Genomic DNA, 20,679 nt, shown 5'->3' on the forward strand with positions numbered 1-20,679 from the left:
TTCAGCGTGGACGCGCGCACAACCCGGTCGGTGTCGTCTCCCGCCCGCCATGCCCGCCCCGGCCCACGTGGTCGTGAGGGCCCGCGCCCGTCGCCGGGAGCGCGTCGTCCGGCCGGGTGCGCAGCCCCGGCCCCACGCTTCCCGCGGTATCCGCGACAGCGGAAACCCGTCCGACTCCACGCACACAGAGAGAGAAAGCGAAGCCATGCGATTCGAGACTGCGGAATGGGCCGTGGTGCCCCTGGGGACTCCCTCGGCCGTGGACGCGGCGATCACCGGGGCCAAGGCCGCCAACCTGGCCCGCGCCGCCGTAGCCGGTCTGCCGGTTCTGCCTGGATTCGTCCTGGTGCCTGCCGGGCGTGCACCCGACGCCCTGACCGGGGACGAGGCATTGCGCGGCGCCTGGCGGACCTTGGCCGGCGGGGATGGCCGACAGCCGCTGGTCGTACGGTCCTCGTCCCTCTACGAGGACACCGAGAACTCCTCCATGGCGGGACGCTTCGACTCCGTGCTGGACGTACAGGGCTGGGACTCCTTCGTCTCGGCCGTGAGGACGGTACTGGCCTCCGCCCGACGCGTCAGACCGCTGCGTCCGGCCGCACAGGACGTAACGGCCGACGGCATGGCGGTCCTGGTCCAGCCGATGCTCACGTCCGCCGTCGGCGGGGTGATGTTCGGCGCGGATCCCGTCGAGGGCCGTGCCGACCGCATCCTGGTGAGCGCCGTCCGGGGCGGCCCCGACCAGCTCGTCGACGGCAGCACACCCGGAGTGCGCTACCAACTGACGCGCCTGGCACGGCCGGTGGGCGGCGACCCCGCCGGCCGGCGCGGTGACCGCCTGCTTACGCGGGCACGGCGGCACCAGCTCGTCAACCTGGCCAAGTCGACCGAGCGCGTCTTCGGTGGTCCGCAGGACATGGAGTTCGGCTTCGACGGCGACGGGCGGCTCTGGCTCTTCCAGTCCCGCCCCATCACAGCCATGACCCCGCGGCCGCCGCGCGGCGCCCGTCTGTTCGGCGCCGGCCCTGTCGTGGAGACCCTGCCGGGCGTGCTCCAGCCGCTCGAGGAGGACCTGTGGGCGGTGCCCATGTCCCACGGCCTGACCGTGGCCCTCGACATCGCCGGGGCGGCCCCGCGGCGCCGCCTGCGCCGGCTCCCCGTGGTGACGACCGTACGCGGAAGAGCCGTCGCCGACCTGCGTCTGCTGGGCACTGTGCCTCCCGCCCATCCCTTCCTCGACCGGATCAACACCGCCAACGGCGCACGGCGAGCCGCGGCGGCGTGGCGGGTGGGCAGGCTGCGTTCCGCGCTGCCGCTGCTGGCCGTCGACCTGATGGCGGACGTGGACCGCGCCCTCGCCGGCTTCCCGCCCGCCGGTGACATGCTCAGCGGGCGGCTGCTCGACGCCGTCGCCTGGGGGCGGCAGGCGCTGTCCGCCCTCCATGCCCAGGAGTCCCTCGCAGGTGCGCTGCTCGGCACGGGAAGCGGTGCGACCGCCGCGGGCGAGGCGCTGGCGGAACTCGCCGAGGACCGCGACCGCGGGCTCGGCCACGAGGAGCTCATCGCCCTCCACCCCGTACTGCTCGCCCTGCTGCCACCCGCACTCTCCGGGCGGCGCTCGCTCCCCGACGCGGGCAACGTCACGTTCCTGCCCCGGGGTGTGGACTCCCTCCCCGTACGCGAAGGACTGCGGCTGCGCATCCGCTGGGTGCAGGAGATGCAGGTCAGGATGCTCGCGGAACTGGCCCGGCGGCTGTCGGCCGGGCAGGGGGCACTCTCCCTGTCCCGCCTGGCCCTGCTGCGCTGGGACGAACTCGTGCGGGCGGCCGGAGGTGAGGGACTGCCGGCCGACCTCGTCGAGCGGGTCCCACGTCCGGAATCCGGCGCTCTGCCCGCGGTGTTCCGTCTCGCCGACGGCGTGCCGGTGGCAGAGAAGCCGTCGGGCGCGTCGGTGCCGGGGCAGGGACAGGGCGCGGGCGGAGGCTTCGGCGTCGGCACGGCCTGGGACGGGCGGGGCGAGCGCCCCGAACGCCCGGTGCTGATCGTGGAGCACCTGGACCCCGCGCTGGCATCCCTGCTGCCCGGACTGGCCGGGCTCGTCGCGCAGACGGGAAGTCCGCTGTCGCACCTCGCCGTTCTCGCCCGTGAACACCAGGTGCCCACCGCCGTGGGCGTCGCGGAGGCGATCGAACGATTCCCCGTCGGCACGACCCTGGCCGTCGACGGCGGCACGGGAGCCGTGACCTCGCACGACCTGCCCGGGGCTCCCGCGGCACCGGCCGCTTCACGACAGGAGACCGCGGCATGAAGGCACTGAAGCTGTCCGCGTACGCCTTCGGCGGCCTGGCCGGTGTCTACGCCGGCTACTACACCGTCCTCTATCTGACCCGATGGGAATGGCAGCGGGCCCTGATCTCGGCCATGCTCTTCCTGATCACCGAGGTGCTCATGGCCACCCTCGTGCTCCTCACCCGGTTCGCCCGCCTGGAGAGCCGCATGGAGCAGTCCTTCGCGCGGATGGAGGACGTGCGCAGCCGGCTGGAGCAGACCAGGGCCCCGGCCCGGGGCCGATTCGCCTGGCTGGACACCGCCGACCTGGACGGAACGCAGCGCACCTTCGTCTTCGTGCCGGTGCTCATGGTCGCCGGCGCCGCCCTGTCCGGCCTCGCGACACTCCTCCAGAAGATCGCGGGCGCCAGCGCGGGGCGCGGTGCCGAGCGGCGGCTGGCCGGGCGGCTGACCGCCCTGACCGTCCCGGCGGTCGGGGACGCCGACTCCCTCGAAGACCATCCGGCCGTCACCCCGGTCCGTCCGGTGCGCAGGGCCCTCGCGGTGGCGTCGGTCGTGGGAGCGCTGCTCCTCGTCCCGCTCCTGTGGTCCGCCCTGGCCGATGCCACCCAGACCCGGCCGGAGCCGGCACCCCGAGCCGCGAGCACCAGCATGACCTTCGCGGTTGAGACACGCGGGAGCGGAGGTGCCGGCGAGGTCCGGCTGGCCGCGAACGACCTCTGGCAGACCTGCCGTCGTTCCACGGCGGCGTCCAACGGGGACGCCGGACTGAGGCAGCTGCACGACGGCGTCTACGTCGCCGTCATCCGGCCCGCCCTGCCCCCGCACGACGTGATGCGACTGCGAGGCTGCATCGAGGACGCCAACACCAACCGGACGAGCGCGGTCGTGCTGCGGTGAGTGCCGGACGACGGTGTGAATGCCGCCCCCACGCGGCGCCGTCCGACTCGAGGGGCGGAACGCCGGAGCCGCGGTCACGGCCGATCATGCGCGGATCCCGAGGAGTTCGAGCGCTCAGCGGCGCATGGCCCTCACCAGATCGTTGTGGGTGCGGCTGAGGAACTTCGCCGCAGGGCACATCCTCCCCTCGGCGCGGCAGGGCTTGCACACGGCGCGATGCGTCTCCAGCGACTCACGCGCTCGTGCGATGGGGTCGGACTCCGACTCCGCGTACATACAGGCACTTCTCCTTCTACGGTGACCCGCGGGTGTGAGCATGCGGCCCCGGACTCCGGGTGCGGACGGACACCTCACGGATGGCGACCATGAGGGGTGAGGTGTGTGAGCGCATCCGGGCGGCCACATCCTTGCCGTGCGCAGCACGAATGTGTTCCGTAGGCACACACATGATCAGTCATCGTGTGGGTTTCGTGCAACGTCGGTGCGCTCCTTCGACACCCTGTTCGCGGCGTCTCCACCTTCGCTCCCTCCTCCCGGCCCGACCTCATCCGCGGGCGCGGACCACGAGGAGGTGTGATCACCATCAGCGGCCCCGTGGTGCGCGCCGTTTCGCACCGCTCGACGAGCGCCACGACCGACTCCCGGGGTGTCGCCCCGTGCGGTCACGGTCCGGGTGCCGCGGCTGCCGTCGCTCTGCCGGACCGGGCCGGGCGTCGCTCGGTCCGGTGCCGCCCCCGACGGCGTGCCTGTACGTCGTGCCCCGTACGGACGTCGTGTCTGCGTACGGGGTGGACGACACCCCGCGGAAACACGCAGATCTCATGACATCTTTCCGCCAGGGAAACCGTTGAGTAGGCAAATGTCTTGCTGAAGTATGCCTACCTATGTTGTTTTCTGATCAAGTGTGATTTTCTCGCCCCTGTGACCAACGACCCGGCCGGCAGCCCGGGCTGACCGGGTATCCGACCGCATCCGCCACGCGGCTGCCCAAGCCGGCCCCCGGGTGTCCGGCAGCCGCCGGTACCTCACTTGTCCGCCGCCCGCTCACCGGTCTCCGGGCGGCCAGAAGGTACTCATACATGCGCATACGAGCGAGATGGGCCCTGCTGCCCGCAGTGGCCGGCCTGGTTGCGGGCGTGGTGCCCAACGCAGCCGGGGCTTCCCCCGGCTCCACCCCGGCCGTCGCCGCGCCGGCCCCCTCCGTCCCAGGTGCCCAGGGCGTCCGCACCCTCACCCTCATCACCGGCGACAAGGTCACCGTGACCCGCGGCTCCAGCGGCGCTCCCGCGGTGAGCGTGGAGCGCGGTCCCGGCCGCACCCACATCGGCTTCCAGACGTCGCACCAGTGGCACGGAACCGACCACCACATCTCGGTGGTCCCCTCCGACGCCCAGGCCCTGCTCGGCGCCGGCAGGCTGGACCCTCGGCTGTTCGATGTCACCGAGCAGCTCGACGCCGGCTACGACGATGCCGCGGACGGCTCACTGCCGCTGCTCTACTCCGGCCGCGACGGCGACTCCGTCGCCGCCCGCGCCGCGATCCAGCGGCACGGGGCACGAATCACCGGCACCCTGGACGTCCTGGGGGGCGGCAGCTTCGCCACCGCCAAGCGGGACGCCGCCTCGTTCTGGAAGTTCGTCACGGGCACGGAGGGACTCCGCGGCCCGCTGAACAAGCTGTGGCTCAACGGCCGCAGCCGTATCGCCCTCGCCGAGAGCACCGCCATCATCGGTGCGCCGAAGGTCTGGGACAGCGTCGACGCCGCCGGGGAGCACATCACCGGCAAGGGGGTCACCGTCGCGGACCTGGACACCGGCTACGACCCCACGCACCCGGATCTCGCGGGCAAGGCCGCCGGGGGCCGGGCCAAGGACTTCACCGGCTCCGGTTCCGCGGTGGACGGGCACGGCCACGGCACCCACACCGCCTCCGTCATCGCGGGCACCGGCGCCGCCTCGGGTGGCACGTACAAGGGAGTCGCCCCCGGCGCCCAGCTGCTCGTGGGCAAGGTCTGCGACGACGACGGGTTCTGCGCCGACGACGCCGTGATCAACGGAATGACCTGGGCGGCCGAGAGCGGCGCCACAGCGGTCAACCTCAGCCTCGGATCGCCTCCTTACGCCCAGTCGGACCCGCTCACCGAAGCGGTCGACCGGCTGACCGCCGATCACGGCACCCTGTTCGTGATCGCTGCCGGCAACGAAGGCGCACCGGCGGCCGACTACTTCGGCGGGACGGTCGGCAGCCCCGGGATCGCCGACTCCGCTCTCACCGTGGGCAGTTCCACGAAGCAGGACTCCCTCAGCGACTTCTCCAGCCGCGGCCCGCGGATCGGCGACTTCGCCGTCAAGCCGGACCTCCTCGCCCCCGGCCAGGACATCACCGCTGCCCGCGCCGCCGGCACCACCATGGGCGATCCGGCCGGCGCCTCGTACGTCACCGCCTCCGGCACCTCCATGGCGACCCCCCACGTGACCGGGGCCGTCGCGCTGCTCGCCCAGCAGCACCCGGCATGGAGGGCGGCCGACTTCAAGGCCGCCCTCACGAGCGCCGCGAAGGGACTCCCCGGCCTGACGTCCTACGACCAGGGCAGCGGCAGGCTCGACGTCGCCCGCGCCGCCACGCAGCATGTGCGCGCCACCTCCGGCAGCATCAGCCTCGGCAAGGCCGACTGGCCGCACCGGGACGTCACGAGAACCGGCACCGTCACCTACACCAACGACGGCGGCACCGACGTCGTACTCGACCTGTCCGTGGACGCGCACGGGCCGCGGGGCCAGGCCGCGCCCGTCCGGGCCTTCCGCCTGTCGGCCGACACCGTGACCGTCCCGGCCGGCGGCACCGCCTCCGTCGGTCTCACGGCCCTCGTCGACGACGCGATGGCGGGGGCCTACGGCGGATCCATCGTCGCCGCCACCAAGGACGGGACCACCACGGTCCGCGACGCCTTCGGCGTGTACGCCGAGCCGCTCACCCACGGTCTGTCGCTCACCGTCCTCGGCCTCGACGGCAAGCCCGTGGGCGCCGACACCTCCGTCTCTGCCTTCGACACCCGCACCGGCCTGCAGTACAGCGTGCCCACCGACGCCGACGGCAAGGTGTCGATGCAGCTGCCGGAGAGCGAGTACGACATCTCGGCGAACAAGTTCGACCCCGTGGCGCACACCTCGGTCCTGTTCTCGGAGCCGGGCCTGACCCTCACCGCCGACACCTCGCTCCTCCTCGACGGTACGACCGCCAAGGAGGTCAACCTCGTGGTGGACAAGGACCGGGCCACGAACGAGGGGATCTTCGCCACCACGACCTCCATCACCGCGGACGGGCGCTACGGCACCCAGAAGCTGGTGATGGGCTTCCCCGGTGACCGCATCTACGTCACGCCGACGGCGAAGGTCACCGGCCACCCGTACTGGTTCCTCGCCACCCAGCGCTGGAGCGGCACGGTCCCCAGCACCGCCACCGAATCCGCCCGGAGTTACACCTACAACCTCGCGCTCCACACCAAGGGCGGCGTCCCCGCCGATCTCACCCGCAGGATCCACGACGCGGAACTCGGCCGCGTCGAGGAGACCTACGCGGGCCAGGGCGGCAAACCGCTCGGCGTCCGCATCGACTCCGCGGTCCCGGCCTACGGCGCCGTCACCTTCGGCGACGGCAACGTGATCCCGGTCCCCGGCAGGCAGACCCGCTACTACAGTGACGACGCGGCGATCGTCTGGGACCGTTCGCTCGGCATGCGGGCCCAGGGCACCGCCGGCTTCGACGAGGTCCAGCTCGCGGGCGCCACGCGCTTCCGGCCCGGCGGAACCTACACCCGCCGCTGGAACCAGGCCCCCCTGCGCGCACGGTCCGTGCAGGCCACACGCGTCGAGGACACCCTCTTCCTCACGCCCGGACTGTTCTCCACGGCGTCCGAGAACACGGCCACCCACTCGGGAGAGGCCAGGGCCACCACGGGCTCGTCGACCCTGTACCGCGACGGGGTGAAGACGGCGTCCGTGAATTCCCTGGGCCGTCTCCAGACAGCCGTGCCCTACGAGAAGGGCACCTACACCCTGACGTCGACCGGCACCCGCAAGGTCGCCTGGTCCGCCCTGGGCAGCAGGGCTTCGGCGACCTGGACCTTCACCTCCGGGCGCCCTTCGGACTCCCGCCCCGCCGAGCTGCCGCTGATGAACGTGCGCCTCAACGGCCCCGTCGGCACCACCGGCGCCATCGACGGAGGACGCACGTACCGCTTCATCGTGGCGGCCGAGCGCGGAAACGCCAGGGCGGTCACCACCTCGCTGGGACTCAAGGTGTCGTTCGACGACGGCAGGACCTGGAAGACCGCCAAGGTCAGACGCTTGGGCGACCTCGGTTTCGTGGCCCTGCGGCTGCCTCCGGGCGGCGGATACGCCTCCATCCGTCTCACCGCGGCCGACGCGGCCGGTGACAAGGTCGACCAGACCGTCATCCGCTCCTTCCAGGTGATCCGGAAGCGCTGAGGCCCCGGCCTGAGCCGGCTCTCGGACAGCCCGCGTTCACACACCCGCCCGCCTGGCGTGGGCGGGTGTGTGAGAGCAATGTGGAATGTGCGAGCGAAATACGAACGGACTCCGCACGCCAGGAGGACGGCGAAGATGCGCACCCACCAGCCCGATCAGGACGTCTTCAGGTCCATCGCGTCGGAGGACATCGTCTGGAAACAGTTTCCGGCATTCCCGCCCGCGGCGCGTCTGGCCGTCGTCGTCGGTGATCCGGCGAAGCCCGGCCCGTACGTGGTCAGGGTCAAGCTGCCCGGCGGCCAGAAACTGATGCCGCACCGCCACGAGGAGGACCGGATCTACACGGTCATGTCCGGCGTCTTCTACATCGGTCACGGCGATACGTTCGACGAGGACAAACTGCAGGCGCACGCACCGGGGTCCGTCGTGGTGCTCCCGGGCGGAACGCCGCATTTCCACTGGGCGAAGTCGGGAGAGTACATCACGCAGGTGACCGCCCTCGGCCCGATCACCCTGGAATACCTCGATCCCCGGAACGACCCGCGCAACAGCTGACCCCCTGCCGGGCGGCCCGTGGGCCGCCCCGCGGGGAACGGCGAGGTCTGGAGCAGACGTGATCATCACCGACATCACCACGTTCCCGCTGCGCATCCCGTTCGCGCCGGGCACGGACTCCGCGGACGCCGCCTGGGGACCGAAGGGCCTCAAGGCCGTCGATTCGCTCCTGGTCCGCGTGACGACCGACGAGGGAGCGGTGGGCTGGGGCGAATCCTTCGGTTTCATCGGTGCTCCGATCACGGGCGAGGCCGTCGAAGCTGCCGTCGCACCGGCATGCGTGGGCCAGGATCCCCTCCGGATCGCACCCCTCATGCACGACGTGCAGCGCCAACTGCACGTCTTCGGACGAGCCGGACCGCTGATGCACGGTCTCTCGGCGGTGGACATCGCCCTCTGGGACATCGCGGGGAAGGCCGCCGGCATGCCCGTCCACCAGCTCCTGGGCGGCGGAAGATCCGCCGATCTGCCCTGTTACGCGAGTCTGGATGCCTACGCCGACCCCGACCTCGTGCGTGCCGCGGTCCGGCGGGCGATCGACAGCGGCTTCGTCGGGGTCAAGCTGCACGAGAAGGAGTTCCGGGAGATCAGCGCCGCACGCGACGAGGCCGGGCCCGAAGCGGCCCTCATGGTCGACGTGAACTGCGCCTGGACCCCGCACGAGGCGTCGGCGATCGCCGAGAAGGTGCGGCCCCTGGGGCTCACGTGGCTGGAGGAGCCGGTCTGGCCGCCCGAGAACTTCGCCGGCCTCGCACAGGTACGCAGCGCCGGCGTACCCGTCGCGGCGGGGGAGAACGTGTCGACCCAGCTCGGGTTCCAGCGCCTCCTGGAGTCCTCGGCCGTCGACTTCGTCCAGCCCAGCCCGGCCAAGGCGGGCGGTGTCACCGAGTTGAGCAAGGTCTTCACGCTGGCGGCCCTGCACAACACCCCCGTCATGCCCCACACCTTCTACGACGGGCCTGGCCTGCTGGCCGCCCTGCACGCCTCCGCCGTACTGGCCACACCCGAGACGATGATCGAGTGGCGGTACTTCGACCTCGAGGCGCAGATCTACGGAGACGCGCTGACCGTGCGGGACGGCCGGATCCGGGTGCCGCAGGGCCCCGGACTCGGCCTGGATCCCGACCCCGACGTGATCAGCGCCTACCTGATCCGATGAGCGGCCGTAGCGACGCCGGCCCTGCGTATCCCCAGGCGGGACGCCCGGCCGGGTGCCCCGACCGGCCGGTCACCTGAGGTGCCGTTCCAGGAACCGGCACCCGTCCTCGAGCTCGAACCACGGCGTGCCCGTGTGCCCTCCGAGATTGGCGTGCAGCGTCTTCTCCTTGCTGCCGAAAGCGTCGAACAGGTCCAGAGCCCGCTGCCGGGGGTTCCCCTCGTCGTCCCACTGCAGCAGGAACAGCAGCGGAATGGTGACCTGCCGGGCTTCCTCCCGCTGCGCACGGGGAACGTACCCTCCGGCGAAGAAGCCCGCGGCCGCGATACGCGGCTCGACGGCCGCGAGCCGGATTCCGAGCGCGGTCCACCCGCCGGAGTATCCGACCCGGCCGCTGACACCGGGCAGCCCGAGGAGGGCGTCCAGCGTTGCCCGCCACTCGGGAACCGCGTTCTCGACCAGTGGGCCGATGAAGGACTCGAAGATCTCGTCGACCGGCTCGCCGGCCTGCATCGCCTGCCGGAGGCGGGCGCGGGCCTGGTCGTCAGCGGCGGTGCGAGGACGGTCCCCGCACCCGGCGGCGTCGATGGTGGCCACCGCGAAGCCGCGCGCCGCGGTGTATCGGGCTCGGGCCACGAGCCGGGCATCCGCCTTGGGCAGGCCGTTGTTGTGGGCCATCAGAACCAGCGGAGCGGGTGCGGATCCGGGCGTCCACAGGGTGCCGGGGATCTCGCCGAGGGTGAACTCGCGTTCCAGGACGCCGTCGTCGAGGCGTCGTTCGGAGATGAAGTGCACGGTCGTGCCTTTCGGGAGAGCTGAAAGCGGCGCTCCCGGACGGCCTATCGTCCGACCATGACCCCGGAGGGGAGCACCCACGTCGATACTGCGTCCACGGGTACCACCTCCTTGTTCTCACGCACGGCCTCCGGGAGATTAGCAACGGTGCCGTCCCTGCGCCAACCGGATTACGCGCGCCTATGGTTCGGCGGGGGCGCGCCCCGGCGTGGGAGACGTTGCGCCCGGCGTGACCGTGCCCTTCCGCCCAGCACGGCCCGCTTCGTCTCACTGCCGCCCGTCCCCGCCCTCGTCGAAGGCCGCCCTCTCGACGGCCTGGCCGCCAACGGACTCGCCGCCGTGCTCGCCGAGACCGGTGACCGGAGGCAGCCGGTTGCGGGACGTGCTCCTCGACCCGCAGGAGCAGAGCCTCCTCCTCCCCGACCGGGAGGGGGGCCGTGGCGGCGCTGCTGGCCGGCTTTCGTGAGGCGGCGGGCACGGAGACGGGCGACGCGACGCCGTATGGGCGTCGTCGATGTGAACCGCCGTACGCGGGCCGAGCCCTCTACGCGCTGAGCGCCTCCTCGAAGCGTGCGTACGCCTCCTCGTCGAAGAGCACGAACCGGACCTCGGTGACCGGGGGAAGCGTGGTCTCGCGGACCGTACGCACGGCGATCCGGGCCCCGTCGTCGAGCGGCCAGCCGTAGACGCCCGTCGAGACAGCCGGAAAGGCGACGGTCCTGGCGCCCAGCTCCGACGCCACGCGCAGGGACTCCCGATAGCACGACGCCAGCAGCGCGGAACGGTCCTCCGCGGACGACCAGACCGGGCCCACCGTGTGGACGACGTGCGACGCGTCCAGTCGGCCGGCCGTGGTCGCCACCGCCTGACCGGTCGGCAGTCCCTTCCCGTAGTGCGAGGCCCGCAGACTGCGGCAGGCCGCCAGGATCTCGGGCCCACCACGCCGGTGGATCGCACCGTCCACCCCGCCACCGCCGAGGAGGGAGGAGTTGGCGGCGTTGACCAGGACGTCCGCGTGCTGCTCGGTGATGTCCCCGCGCACGAGGGTGATCGTCGGCTCTGTCTTCATGACGCCATCCTGCCCGTCGACGGCGCACGAGGGGGACACCGGCTGCCTGGGTTCGTCCATGACCCACGCCACGGACTTGAGTTTCCTCCGATGACGGATCCCGGCCCCTCACCCATACCTGGCACATCGAGGACGGGGAGTGCCGGCGCCAGGTCGCGGCTCGGCTCACGCCAGGGGGTGCGCGGCGGAGACCTCCGGGGAGCCGGCCCGCGCGGCCGGTCCCCGGAAGCCTCCGCGCATCAACTCACCGTCAGGTTCTGCGCAAGGGTGTGTGCCGCGAAGCCGTTCACCCCGAACAGCCCCTCGGTGTAGGCGGAATCGGTCGCGTCGATCACGGGATCGGCGCCGTCACCCAGCCAGACACGGATGCGTGAGCCATCGGTGCGCACCTTCAGGTGGTACGTGCGGCCCTCGACGACCGGGGTGGTGTGCGAAGCGATGTCCCGGCCCGGGCGCCACAGTTTGACGGTCCCGTTCGTGTCGATGTTCGCCGTGTAGCCGACTCCGTCGGCGCCCGCCCGGAAGGTCAGTCCCGCCGCGGTGCCGTTGGTCACCGACAGGTCGCCCTCGTAGGTGAAGTCGCCGCCCGAGCGGTCGCTGAGGTAGAAGCCGTCCTGCGCGGAGTTCCCCCGAAGGCCGGCAGGGGTGACCGTCCACGTACCCCCGCGTGGCGTCCACCGTCCCGCGGGGAAGGCGGTGAACCCGGCGCTGCCGGTGTTGAGGTTCTGCACCGTCGCCGTCCCGTCGTACGCGTTCACACCGAACAGGCCGCTCGTGTACGCGGTGTCGGTGGCGTCGATCACCGGCTCGCTGCCGTTGTCGAGCCACACCCGGATGCGGGGGCCGTCCGTCTGCACCTTGAGGTGGTAGGTGCGGCCGGCCGTGATGGGAGTGGAGTGCGCCGCGATGTCCTTGCCCGGGCGCCAGAGCTTGACCACACCACTGGTGTCGATGTTCGCCGTGTAGCCGGCGCCCGACGTACCGGCCCGGAACGTCAGGCCCGCGGCCCGTGCGGTGTCCAGGGTGATGTCCCCCTGGTAGACGGCGTCCGCCCCGCTGCTCGCGCTGATGTAGAAACCGTCACCGCCGGTCGACACTCGCTTGCCGCCGCTCACGTCGCTCCACGAACCGCCGGCGGCGTGCCACGGCCCCTTGAGGTTGCCGGCGAGGGTCGACTGGGACGTACCCCAGCTCGTGTTGAGCCGGGTGAAGGACGCACTGTCCAGCTTGACCTTGCCGCCGTCCGCGAAGAGCCGGATGCCCTGGCTGTCGGCGGCGGAGTCGAAGTCGGCGTTGTCCGAGAGCGAGTACTTCCCGCCGTCCGCGAAGACCTCCAACTGGCCCCGGTCGACGAGCATCCGCAGCTCGACCTTGCCGTTCTCCGGCTTGAGCGGCTTGCCCTGCAGGGTCTGCGCCGCGATGTCGTAGACCACGCTGCGGTCCGCTGAGCCGTCCGACCTGGCGTGCAGGTCGAAACCGAACCTGCCGGCGCTCGCGCCCTTGACGTCGAACTGCGCGGTGATCTCGTAGGTGTCGGCCTTGACACCCGCGAAGAGGTTGTCGCTCCTGGCGGCATTGACCGTCTGGTTCTTCCAGCTCCTGGTCTCCGAGGCCAGCGACGAGAGTTCGGCAACCGGGGTACGGGTGATCCGGGGGCCGTCCGGGGTGCTGACCAGGCCGAGCGCCGCCGGGAAGGTCGCGTTGCCCGTCCAGGTGCTGCCGCGGTTGCCGCCCTGCCAGGCCATCTGCACGGTGCGCCCGTCGGGGACGTCGTTGAAGGTCTGCGCGGCGTAGAAGCTGCCGCCCGCGTGCGTCGTGCCCAGGTCCATCTGCTGCGGGCCGGACCAGTCGGTGCGGAAGGTCGTGCCGTCGAAGGAGCCGACGACGTACTGGCTGGAGGCGGAGGTCAGGACCCACCGCTGCTGACCGGTCCTGCCGTCGAGCGGGAGCTGGAACATGTCCGGGCACTCGAAGAGCCAGGGGGCCGAGTACCGGCTGGCGAACGTCCAGTCCAGCAGGTTCTTCGAGGTGTAGATGTTCACCCCGTTGCCCCCCTGGTCGGACCAGACGACCATGGCCCAGCGCCGGTGCGCCGCGTCCCAGAAGACCTTCGGGTCACGGCTCTCGTTCGGGATCTCGATCTGCTTGCGGCCCTTGTCGTAGGCCTGGAAGGTCTGACCGTTGTCGTTGCTGTAGTAGACGCTGACGCCGTTGGTGTTGGCGAAGACCACGATCGGGTCGAGGGCGCCGGTCTTCAGGCCGGAGGTGTTGGCCTTGTCGACGACACCTCCGCCCGAGAACAGGGTGCCCGGGTGCACACCCGGTTCGAGGGCGATCGGCTTCTGCGTCCAGTGCACCAGATCGGGGCTGGTGGCATGGCCCCAGTGCATGGTGTCCCAGGCCAGGCCGTGCGGATTGTGCTGGTAGTAGAAGTGATACAGCCCGTTCGCGTACACCAGCCCGTTCGGATCGTTCATCCAGCCCGACTGCGAACTGAAGTGGAACTGGCCCCGGTACGGCTCACTGTAGGTGGTGGCCGGGTACGGGAACTCGGAGTAGTCGGACACGGTCCCGGCGACCGCGGGTGCGCCCGGGAGGACGGCGACCAGGCTGGAGACCAGGGCGACGAGCAGCGCCCTGACTTTTCGGCGCATGTGAACCCACTCTCTGCGCGCGTGTGGATGGGGTGTCATCGTTGACATATGTCATCGCTGACTTCAGGCCGATGTCAGATGATGGGCCTCCGCGAAGAGCCCGTCAACGTCTCGAGCGGGATCAGCTCCCGCCGTTCACGAGACGGTCGCGACGTCCGCGGCTCCGTGCGCAGCTCCCAACTGCCTTTCCCACGGGGGGTTCGGCCCCGCGACGGCGCAGGTCAGCGCGGCCACGCGTGCCGCGTAGCCGCAGGCCTGGGCCACGTCGGTCAACGCGAGCCGGTCGAGCCGGCCGCCCAGCATCCCGCGCGTACCGAGGTGGTGGAGCAGTCCCGCGGTGAAGGCGTCCCCCGCGCCCACGGTGTCGACGACCCGGGTGGGCACGCCGGGCACGGTGACCCGTTGCCCGTCCAGGGAGGCGACCGCGCCGTGTGCGCCACGGGTGACCACGACCAGCCGGGCGCCCGCTGCGTGGAACCCGTCGCAGGACGCCTCCAGTGTCGTGTCCGGTGCCACCACGCCGAGGTCGTCCTCGCTCAGCCGGAGGATGTCCGCCACCGCGCACCACCTCGGCAGCCGCTCACGATAGACCTGCGGGTCCACCAGGGCGGGCCTGATGTTCGGGTCCACGCTGACCGTGGAGTGCGGCCGCGCCCCGGCCAGCGTCTCCTCGACCAGGGAGCCGCCCGGCTCGCGCACCAGCGCGAGCGAACCCGAGTGCACACAGGCAGAGTTGAGCAGGTCCGCCCGGCCCAGCTCCTCGCGCGTCCACTGCCAGTCGGCGGTTCCCTCCGCGTGGAACGAGTACGAGGCCTGGCCTCCCGAGTCGACATCGGCGACGGCCAGTGTGCTGGGCTCGGCCGCTTCCGGGGCATCGGACAGGTCGACCCCGGACTCCAGCAGATGGGCGCGGAAGAGGCGGCCGAACACATCGCCCGACAAGCGCGCCAGGAGCCGGGTGGGGGTGCCGAGCCGGGCCAGGCCGACAGCGGTGTTGGCCGGGCCGCCGCCCGGCAGGACGCGCAGCGACAGACTGCGGCCGTCGGGGGACGGGCCGTGGGCGGTGCGGGCGAACTCGGTCCCGGGGCCGGTGAAGGCGTCGGCGACGCACTCTCCCAGCACGGTGACCTGACGTGGCGACTGCATGCGAAGGACCCTCCAGGTGGGGACGCGGAAGAAGGCCCGCCGGGCCCACCGCCCGGACTGGCGGAGGGGGCCTCGGAGACTGGCTCGTCGATCGGCCGACGGGCTTTCCGGGCAAGGGCATTGACGTTGACGGACGGGGAGTCCATCATCCTCCGCAAGCGGTGTCAACGATGACATGTGTCAACGATGGCATCGCCCGGCCACGGCACACGTCCGCGCCGCAGGTCTGCCCCACCGCCACCCTCACCGCTTCCGCAGGAGTCGCACATGTCCCGTAGAGCCCGCCCCGTCCTCGCCGTAGGCGCCCTCGCCCTCGCCCTGTCCCTGACCGCGTGCGGATCCGGCTCCGGCGGTGGCGCCCAGTCCGGCGGCAAGATCAAGGTCGGTCTGATCACCAAGACCGACACCAATCCGTACTTCGTCAAGGTGAGGCAGGGAGCCGAGCAGGCGGCCAAGACGTCGGGCGTGGAACTGACCACCGCAGCCGGGAAGTTCGACGGCGACAACACCAGCCAGGTCACGGCGCTGGAGAACATGGTCGCCTCCGGGGTCAAGGGCGTGCTGATCACCCCGAACGACTCCAAGGCCATCGTCCCCGCCATCGCGAAGGCCCGCGCCAAGGGCGTCATGGTCATCGCTCTCGACACCCCTCCCGAGCCGCAGTCCGCCGTGGACGCCCTGTTCGCGACCGACAACGTGAAGGCCGGCGAACTGATCGGCGCCTACGCGAAGGCCGCGATGGGCGGCAAACCGGCGAAGATCGCCACGCTCGACCTCGCACCCGGTGTGTCGGTCGGTGTCCAGCGGCACGAGGGCTTCACCAAGGGCTTCGGCGTAGCGGCATCCGATCCGTCGATCGTCTGCTCCCAGGACACCGGCGGAGACCAGGCCAAGGGCCAGACCGCCATGGAGAACTGCCTGCAGAAGGCCCCCGACATCAACCTGGTGTACGCGATCAACGAACCCGCCGCGCTCGGCGCGTACACCGCCATCAAGGCAAAGGGCCGCGAGAAGGACGTGATGATCGTCGCCATCGACGGCGGCTGCACCGGCGTGCAGGCGGTCAAGGACGGCAAGATCGCCGCGACCTCGCAGCAGTACCCCCTGAAGATGGCGCAGGACGGCGTGAAGGCGATCGTCTCCTTCGCGAAGTCCGGTGACAAGGCGTCCGGCTACACCGACACGGGCGTCCAGCTCATCACCGACAAGCCGCAGGCCGGCTCGGAGTCCAAGGACTCCGGCTTCGGCCGAGAGAACTGCTGGGGCTGAGACGCAGTGACCGCAACCACCTCCCTCGCCGTCCGCGCCAAGGACCCGGCAGCGCTGCGCCGGCTCCTCACCGCCCCCGCCGCCGGGCCGCTCGCGGCCCTGATCCTCGCCTCGGTCTTCTTCTCCCTCAGCACCGAACAGTTCCTGTCCGGCGGCAACTTCTCGCTGGTCCTCCAGCAGGTCATGGTCGTCGGAACGCTCGCCATCGGCCAGACACTGATCATCCTCACCGCCGGAATCGACCTCTCCTGCGGCGCGGTCATGGCGTTCGGCGGCATCCTCATCGCCAAGACGGCAGTAGAAGGGCCCCTGCCCCCGCTGCTCGCCATCGCCCTCGGGATCCTGGCCTGCGGTGCGTTCGGTCTGGCCAACGGGCTGCTCGTGCGGGCCGTTCCGCTGCCGCCGTTCATCGTGACGCTGGGCATGCTCAACGTGGCCTTCGCCCTGACCCACATCTACTCCGCCGAGGAGACGGTCACCGGCCTGCCGGAACCCCTCACCTTCCTGGGCCGCACCTTCCCCCTCGGCCGGACCGACGTCACCTACGGGTCGCTGGTCACCATCGCCCTCTTCCTCGGCTTCGCCTACGCCCTGAGCAGCACCGCCTGGGGCCGGCACGTCTACGCACTCGGCAACAGCTCCGAGAGCGCCCGCCTCAGCGGCATCCGCGTCAACCGGCTCACGGTCGGCGTCTACGCGATCGCCGGACTCGTCTACGGCATCGCGGCCCTGCTGCTGGTGTCACGGACCGGGGTCGGCGACCCGCAGGCGGGACAGACGGACAACCTCGACAGCATCACGGCCGTCGTCCTCGGCGGTACCAGCCTGTTCGGCGGGCGCGGGACCGTGCTCGGCACCTTCGTCGGCGTACTCATCGTGGGCATCTTCCGCAACGGCCTCCAGCTGATGGGGGTTTCGTCCGTCTACCAGACGCTGGTCACAGGCGTCCTCGTGATCCTGGCGGTCACCGTCGACCAGCTCTCACGAAAGGGGACCCGATGACCGGGCCCGCCTCCCCCCGGAACCCGAGTGCGGGCGAGCCCGGCGACGTACCCGCCGGCGTGGCAGAGCTCCCGCCGGCGCCCGTGCCCGTGCTCAGCGCCCGCGGCCTGGTCAAGCGCTACGGGCACGTCACCGCGATCGACGAGGCGGACTTCGAACTGCTGCCCGGTGAGGTGCTGGCCGTCATCGGCGACAACGGCGCCGGGAAGACGAGTCTGATCAAGGCGCTCACCGGCGCCTTGGTGCCGGACGCCGGGGAGATCCGGCTGCACGGCAGACCGATCCGGTTCGGCGGTCCGCAGGACGCGCGGGCGCACGGCATCGAGACGGTGTACCAGGACCTCGCCGTCGCCGCGTCCATGGACATCACCTCCAACATGTTCCTCGGCCGTGAGATCCGCCGGCCGGGTGCGCTCGGATCGGTCCTGCGCATGCTCGACAAGAAGGCGATGCGCAAGGAGGCGGCCGCGCACCTGGCCGAACTCAAGGTCGGGGTCGGACAGCTGAGCCAGTCCGTCGAGACCCTGTCCGGCGGCCAGCGCCAGGCGGTCGCGGTGGCCCGGGCGGCCGCCTGGGCACGCAGCGTCGTCGTGATGGACGAGCCCACGGCCGCCCTGGGCGTCAAGGAGTCGGGCCAGGTGCTCGACCTCATCCGCCGGGTACGGGACAAGGGCATCCCCGTGATCCTCATCAGCCACAACATGCCGCACGTCTTCGAGATCGCCGACCGCATCCACGTGCACCGGCTCGGCAGGCGCGAAGCCGTGATCAAGCCGTCCGACCACTCCATGGCCGAAGTGGTGGCCATCATGACCGGGGCACTCACCGTGCGTCCGGACGGGGGTACGGTCGTGGCGGACAGTGACGCGGCCTCGGCAGCCGGGGTGCGCGGGAGCTGAATCCGCCCCGGCAGCCGAGGGGACGACTCCGAGGAAAAGGTGGTTTATGGCATCGGCCCGCAGACCGACACTCGCCGACGTGGCCCGCGAGGTGGGTGTCAGTGCCAAAACGGTCTCCCGGGTCCTCAACGAGGACGGCCCCAGCTCCCCGGAGACCAGGAAGCGGGTGCTCGCCGCAGTTGCCAGACTCGGCTTCCAGCCCAACCTGATGGCCAGGAGCATCCGCGTCGGAGGGCCCGACACCACCGTCGGACTGGTGGTGCCGGACCTCGGCAACCCGTTCTTCGGCGCCGTCGCCGGGGGCATCGAGGAGGCGGTACGCGACCGCGGGCTGACGCTGCTGATGGGGTCCTCCGCCGACGACCCCGAGCGCGAGCACACGCTGATCCGTACGTTCCTGGCCCGCCGGGTCAGCGTCCTCATGGTGGCGCCCGCGGTGGGCGCCGACCACGCCCATCTCAAGGCGCACCGGTCGGCGGGCATGCCGGTCATCTTCCTGGACCGGCCGGGCAGCGGCCTGACGGCCGACACGGTCGTCAGTTCCAACCGCTCCGGCACGCGGGAGGGGACCGCCCACCTGATCTCCGGCGGACACCGGCGGATCGGATTCATCGGCGACCTCCCGGCCCGGCTCTACACCCGCCGCGAGCGCGTCGCCGGATACCGCGCGGCGCTCGCCGACTCGGGCCTGCCCTACGACCGGGCCCTGGTCGCCGACGCCCACGACCCGGAGGGTGCCGCGCGGGCGACAGCACGGCTGCTCGCCCTGCCGGAGCCACCGACGGCCCTGGTGTCCGGCAACAACGTCATGTCCACCGGCGTACTCACGGAACTCGCCCGCGGCCGGCGCAGGGACGTCGCGGTCGTCGCGTTCGACGACGTCCCCATGGCCGCCATTCTGGAACCCGGGCTCACCGTCGTGGCACAGAACCCCGCGGCAATGGGTGAGGTGGCGGGCGCCGTCGCGGTCGAACGCCTCGACGGCGACCGTTCGCGAGCCCGCACGATCATGGTCGAGACCCGCCTGGTCCACCGCGGCTCCGGCGAGCTCCCACCGCCACGGAGGTGAACGGGGCGCGCACCGATGCGGGCGGTGACGCGACGTGGGTCCGGAGCACTCGGTCCGACACACAGAACGCACCCTCCGAGAACCCGGGCGGCAGCGTGGAGGGGAGCGGAACGCGGACTTTCCCCGCCTGCGCCGCGCTTGCCCCGGTGCCGACCGGCACCCCGCTCACCCGCACACGCCCGCACCGCGATGTCACGCCCATCACGACTGCTCAGAGGGCGATTTCACCTGAGGAACGGCACAGCTGACCAGCGTCGTCCGGCCCCTGCGGGCCACCCGGAATCTCCCTCATGAATCACTCCGGAAGGCCGATCAGGAAGACGTCCTGCGAGCGCGGAACGCGCTCCTCGCGGTGGGCCGCCGCGTGAGGAAGTGGACGGGCCGAACCGTCCGGAAGCTCCGTGGTGCGAGGACTGGATGTCCAGGCGCCCGGACCCTCCGAGGAAGGCCGGTACTCCGAAACTGCCGACGCCGAGACCGAGCGTGTCGAAGCGATCCTGCCCGACGGGCCACGAGACGGGACTCCCGCCCGGTCGCTCCTGGAGTGGACAGCCGATCTCCGTGACGCCGGGACCGGCGAGGCACTCGCCGCGTTCGGAACGCTCGTCCGCAGCGAGGTGTCAGAGGCCGCGAACAACCGCAGGCCGATGGCCTGCCACCTCCAGCCGCTCATCGGGTACGCACAGATGCTCGACACCTTCGGCCGGGGCGAACCGGCTGCCCTCGCGCGGCATGAGGCACCGGCCGTGCTCGGGAGTGGGCCGACACGGGTGAGCGGACGTCCCGGGGCGGCTGTCAGCCGTCGTACCGGGCGGCTGCCGGCCCCTCTCCGCTGCCGGTACCGATCGGCCCCGGCCCGGTGAACCCCGCCCGTCTCGGGCGCGTTGCCCATGGAATGGTCGTCCGACACCAAGCGTCGCTACTTCGAGAGCCGTCACGCCCTCCGCGACGAGGCGGACACCCTTGCTTCACCGGCCACCGGCCACCGGAGACCCGGACCGCCACCTGGCCGAACTGGTCCGCCTGCAGCGCGTCCTCACCATCCGCTCCGCCGTGTACCGGGAGGACCGGACCCACATGTACGCGGAGCGGGTGCGTCCCCTGTCCGACGAGGCAGTCGGACCGGCCCGCCGGGGGGTTCCACCACGACCGGCACGGGGAACGCGTACGCCGGGCAGAAGCCTGATCGACCGGTCGGCCTTTCACATCGTCGCCCGTGGGCACGGGCCCGCAATCGATGACTTCCGCCGGGCCCTGAGGCACCTGGGGGAGGACGGCTGAGGCGCCGGCACGCAGGCGGCGGTGGGCGAGGGGCCGCGGGGGAGTCAGGGAGTCCCGCCCCTGTGTCCGGTCGTCGTGTCCGCCGGGCCGATGACACCGTCCGTCCGG

General features: G+C 71.5%; 14 protein-coding genes. 9 read left to right on the forward strand and 5 right to left on the reverse strand.

Annotation, left to right across the window (positions count from 1 at the left end):
- Nucleotides 1-205: 205 nt before the first annotated feature.
- Together OHT61_RS31480 and OHT61_RS31485 are read left to right on the forward strand one after the other, a co-directional pair.
- Nucleotides 206-2,308, forward strand: coding sequence for a PEP/pyruvate-binding domain-containing protein (locus OHT61_RS31480; RefSeq protein WP_329042884.1), 2,103 nt, complete (start codon nt 206-208; stop codon nt 2,306-2,308).
- On the forward strand, nt 2,305-3,189 hold the full coding sequence (locus OHT61_RS31485) for a hypothetical protein (protein WP_329042886.1): 885 nt from the start codon (nt 2,305-2,307) through the stop codon (nt 3,187-3,189). The genes OHT61_RS31480 and OHT61_RS31485 overlap by 4 nt, the downstream gene beginning before the upstream one ends.
- 114 nt (nt 3,190-3,303) lie before the next feature.
- Here the strand turns inward: OHT61_RS31485 and OHT61_RS31490 are convergent, their stop codons facing one another.
- Entirely contained in the window at nt 3,304-3,465 is a 162-nt protein-coding gene (locus tag OHT61_RS31490; protein WP_329042887.1) for a hypothetical protein, read from the reverse strand.
- Between the two features lie 803 nt (nt 3,466-4,268).
- Here OHT61_RS31490 and OHT61_RS31495 point away from each other — a divergent pair.
- The 3 genes from OHT61_RS31495 (at nt 4,269) to OHT61_RS31505 (ending at nt 9,390) form a co-directional block, all read left to right on the forward strand.
- On the forward strand, nt 4,269-7,676 hold the full coding sequence (locus OHT61_RS31495) for a S8 family serine peptidase (RefSeq protein ID WP_329042888.1): 3,408 nt from the start codon (nt 4,269-4,271) through the stop codon (nt 7,674-7,676).
- 135 nt (nt 7,677-7,811) lie between these two features.
- On the forward strand, nt 7,812-8,231 hold the full coding sequence (locus OHT61_RS31500) for a cupin domain-containing protein (RefSeq protein WP_329042889.1): 420 nt from the start codon (nt 7,812-7,814) through the stop codon (nt 8,229-8,231).
- 58 nt (nt 8,232-8,289) lie between these two features.
- Nucleotides 8,290-9,390 carry a mandelate racemase/muconate lactonizing enzyme family protein gene (locus tag OHT61_RS31505; RefSeq protein ID WP_329042890.1) on the forward strand — a complete coding sequence of 367 codons (1,101 nt, stop codon included), beginning with the start codon at nt 8,290-8,292 and terminating at the stop codon, nt 9,388-9,390.
- Nucleotides 9,391-9,459: 69 nt separating this feature from the next.
- Here the strand turns inward: OHT61_RS31505 and OHT61_RS31510 are convergent, their stop codons facing one another.
- The 4 genes from OHT61_RS31510 to OHT61_RS31525 all read right to left on the reverse strand — a co-directional run bounded on the left by OHT61_RS31510 (nt 9,460) and on the right by OHT61_RS31525 (nt 15,051).
- Nucleotides 9,460-10,182 carry a dienelactone hydrolase family protein gene (locus OHT61_RS31510; RefSeq protein ID WP_329042891.1) on the reverse strand — a complete coding sequence of 241 codons (723 nt, stop codon included), beginning with the start codon at nt 10,180-10,182 and terminating at the stop codon, nt 9,460-9,462.
- A 544-nt stretch (nt 10,183-10,726) separates the two neighbouring features.
- On the reverse strand, nt 10,727-11,251 hold the full coding sequence (locus tag OHT61_RS31515; RefSeq protein ID WP_329042892.1) for an O-acetyl-ADP-ribose deacetylase: 525 nt from the start codon (nt 11,249-11,251) through the stop codon (nt 10,727-10,729).
- 239 nt (nt 11,252-11,490) lie between these two features.
- Nucleotides 11,491-13,905, reverse strand: coding sequence for a glycoside hydrolase family 32 protein (locus OHT61_RS31520; RefSeq protein WP_329042894.1), 2,415 nt, complete (start codon nt 13,903-13,905; stop codon nt 11,491-11,493).
- A gap of 135 nt (nt 13,906-14,040) precedes the next feature.
- A complete protein-coding gene (locus OHT61_RS31525; RefSeq protein ID WP_329042895.1) occupies nt 14,041-15,051 on the reverse strand; it encodes a carbohydrate kinase family protein in 1,011 nt (336 codons plus the stop codon).
- Nucleotides 15,052-15,318: 267 nt separating this feature from the next.
- Between OHT61_RS31525 and OHT61_RS31530 the strand changes: the two genes are divergently transcribed.
- From OHT61_RS31530 to OHT61_RS31545, 4 genes are read left to right on the forward strand one after another with little or no spacing between them, the layout of a single operon-like run.
- Complete coding sequence (locus tag OHT61_RS31530; RefSeq protein ID WP_329042896.1) at nt 15,319-16,320, forward strand: sugar ABC transporter substrate-binding protein; 1,002 nt, start codon at nt 15,319-15,321, stop codon at nt 16,318-16,320.
- A 6-nt stretch (nt 16,321-16,326) separates the two neighbouring features.
- Entirely contained in the window at nt 16,327-17,322 is a 996-nt protein-coding gene (locus tag OHT61_RS31535) for an ABC transporter permease (RefSeq protein WP_329042897.1), read from the forward strand.
- Entirely contained in the window at nt 17,319-18,221 is a 903-nt protein-coding gene (locus OHT61_RS31540; protein ID WP_329042898.1) for an ATP-binding cassette domain-containing protein, read from the forward strand. Before OHT61_RS31535 ends, OHT61_RS31540 begins: the two co-directional genes overlap by 4 nt.
- A 46-nt stretch (nt 18,222-18,267) precedes the next feature.
- Nucleotides 18,268-19,290, forward strand: coding sequence for a LacI family DNA-binding transcriptional regulator (locus OHT61_RS31545; RefSeq protein WP_329042899.1), 1,023 nt, complete (start codon nt 18,268-18,270; stop codon nt 19,288-19,290).
- The last annotated feature ends 1,389 nt before the right edge of the window (nt 19,291-20,679 follow it).

It is taken from the genome of Streptomyces sp. NBC_00178 (genome assembly GCF_036206005.1).
In the GTDB taxonomy this organism is placed as follows: Bacteria; Actinomycetota; Actinomycetes; order Streptomycetales; family Streptomycetaceae; genus Streptomyces.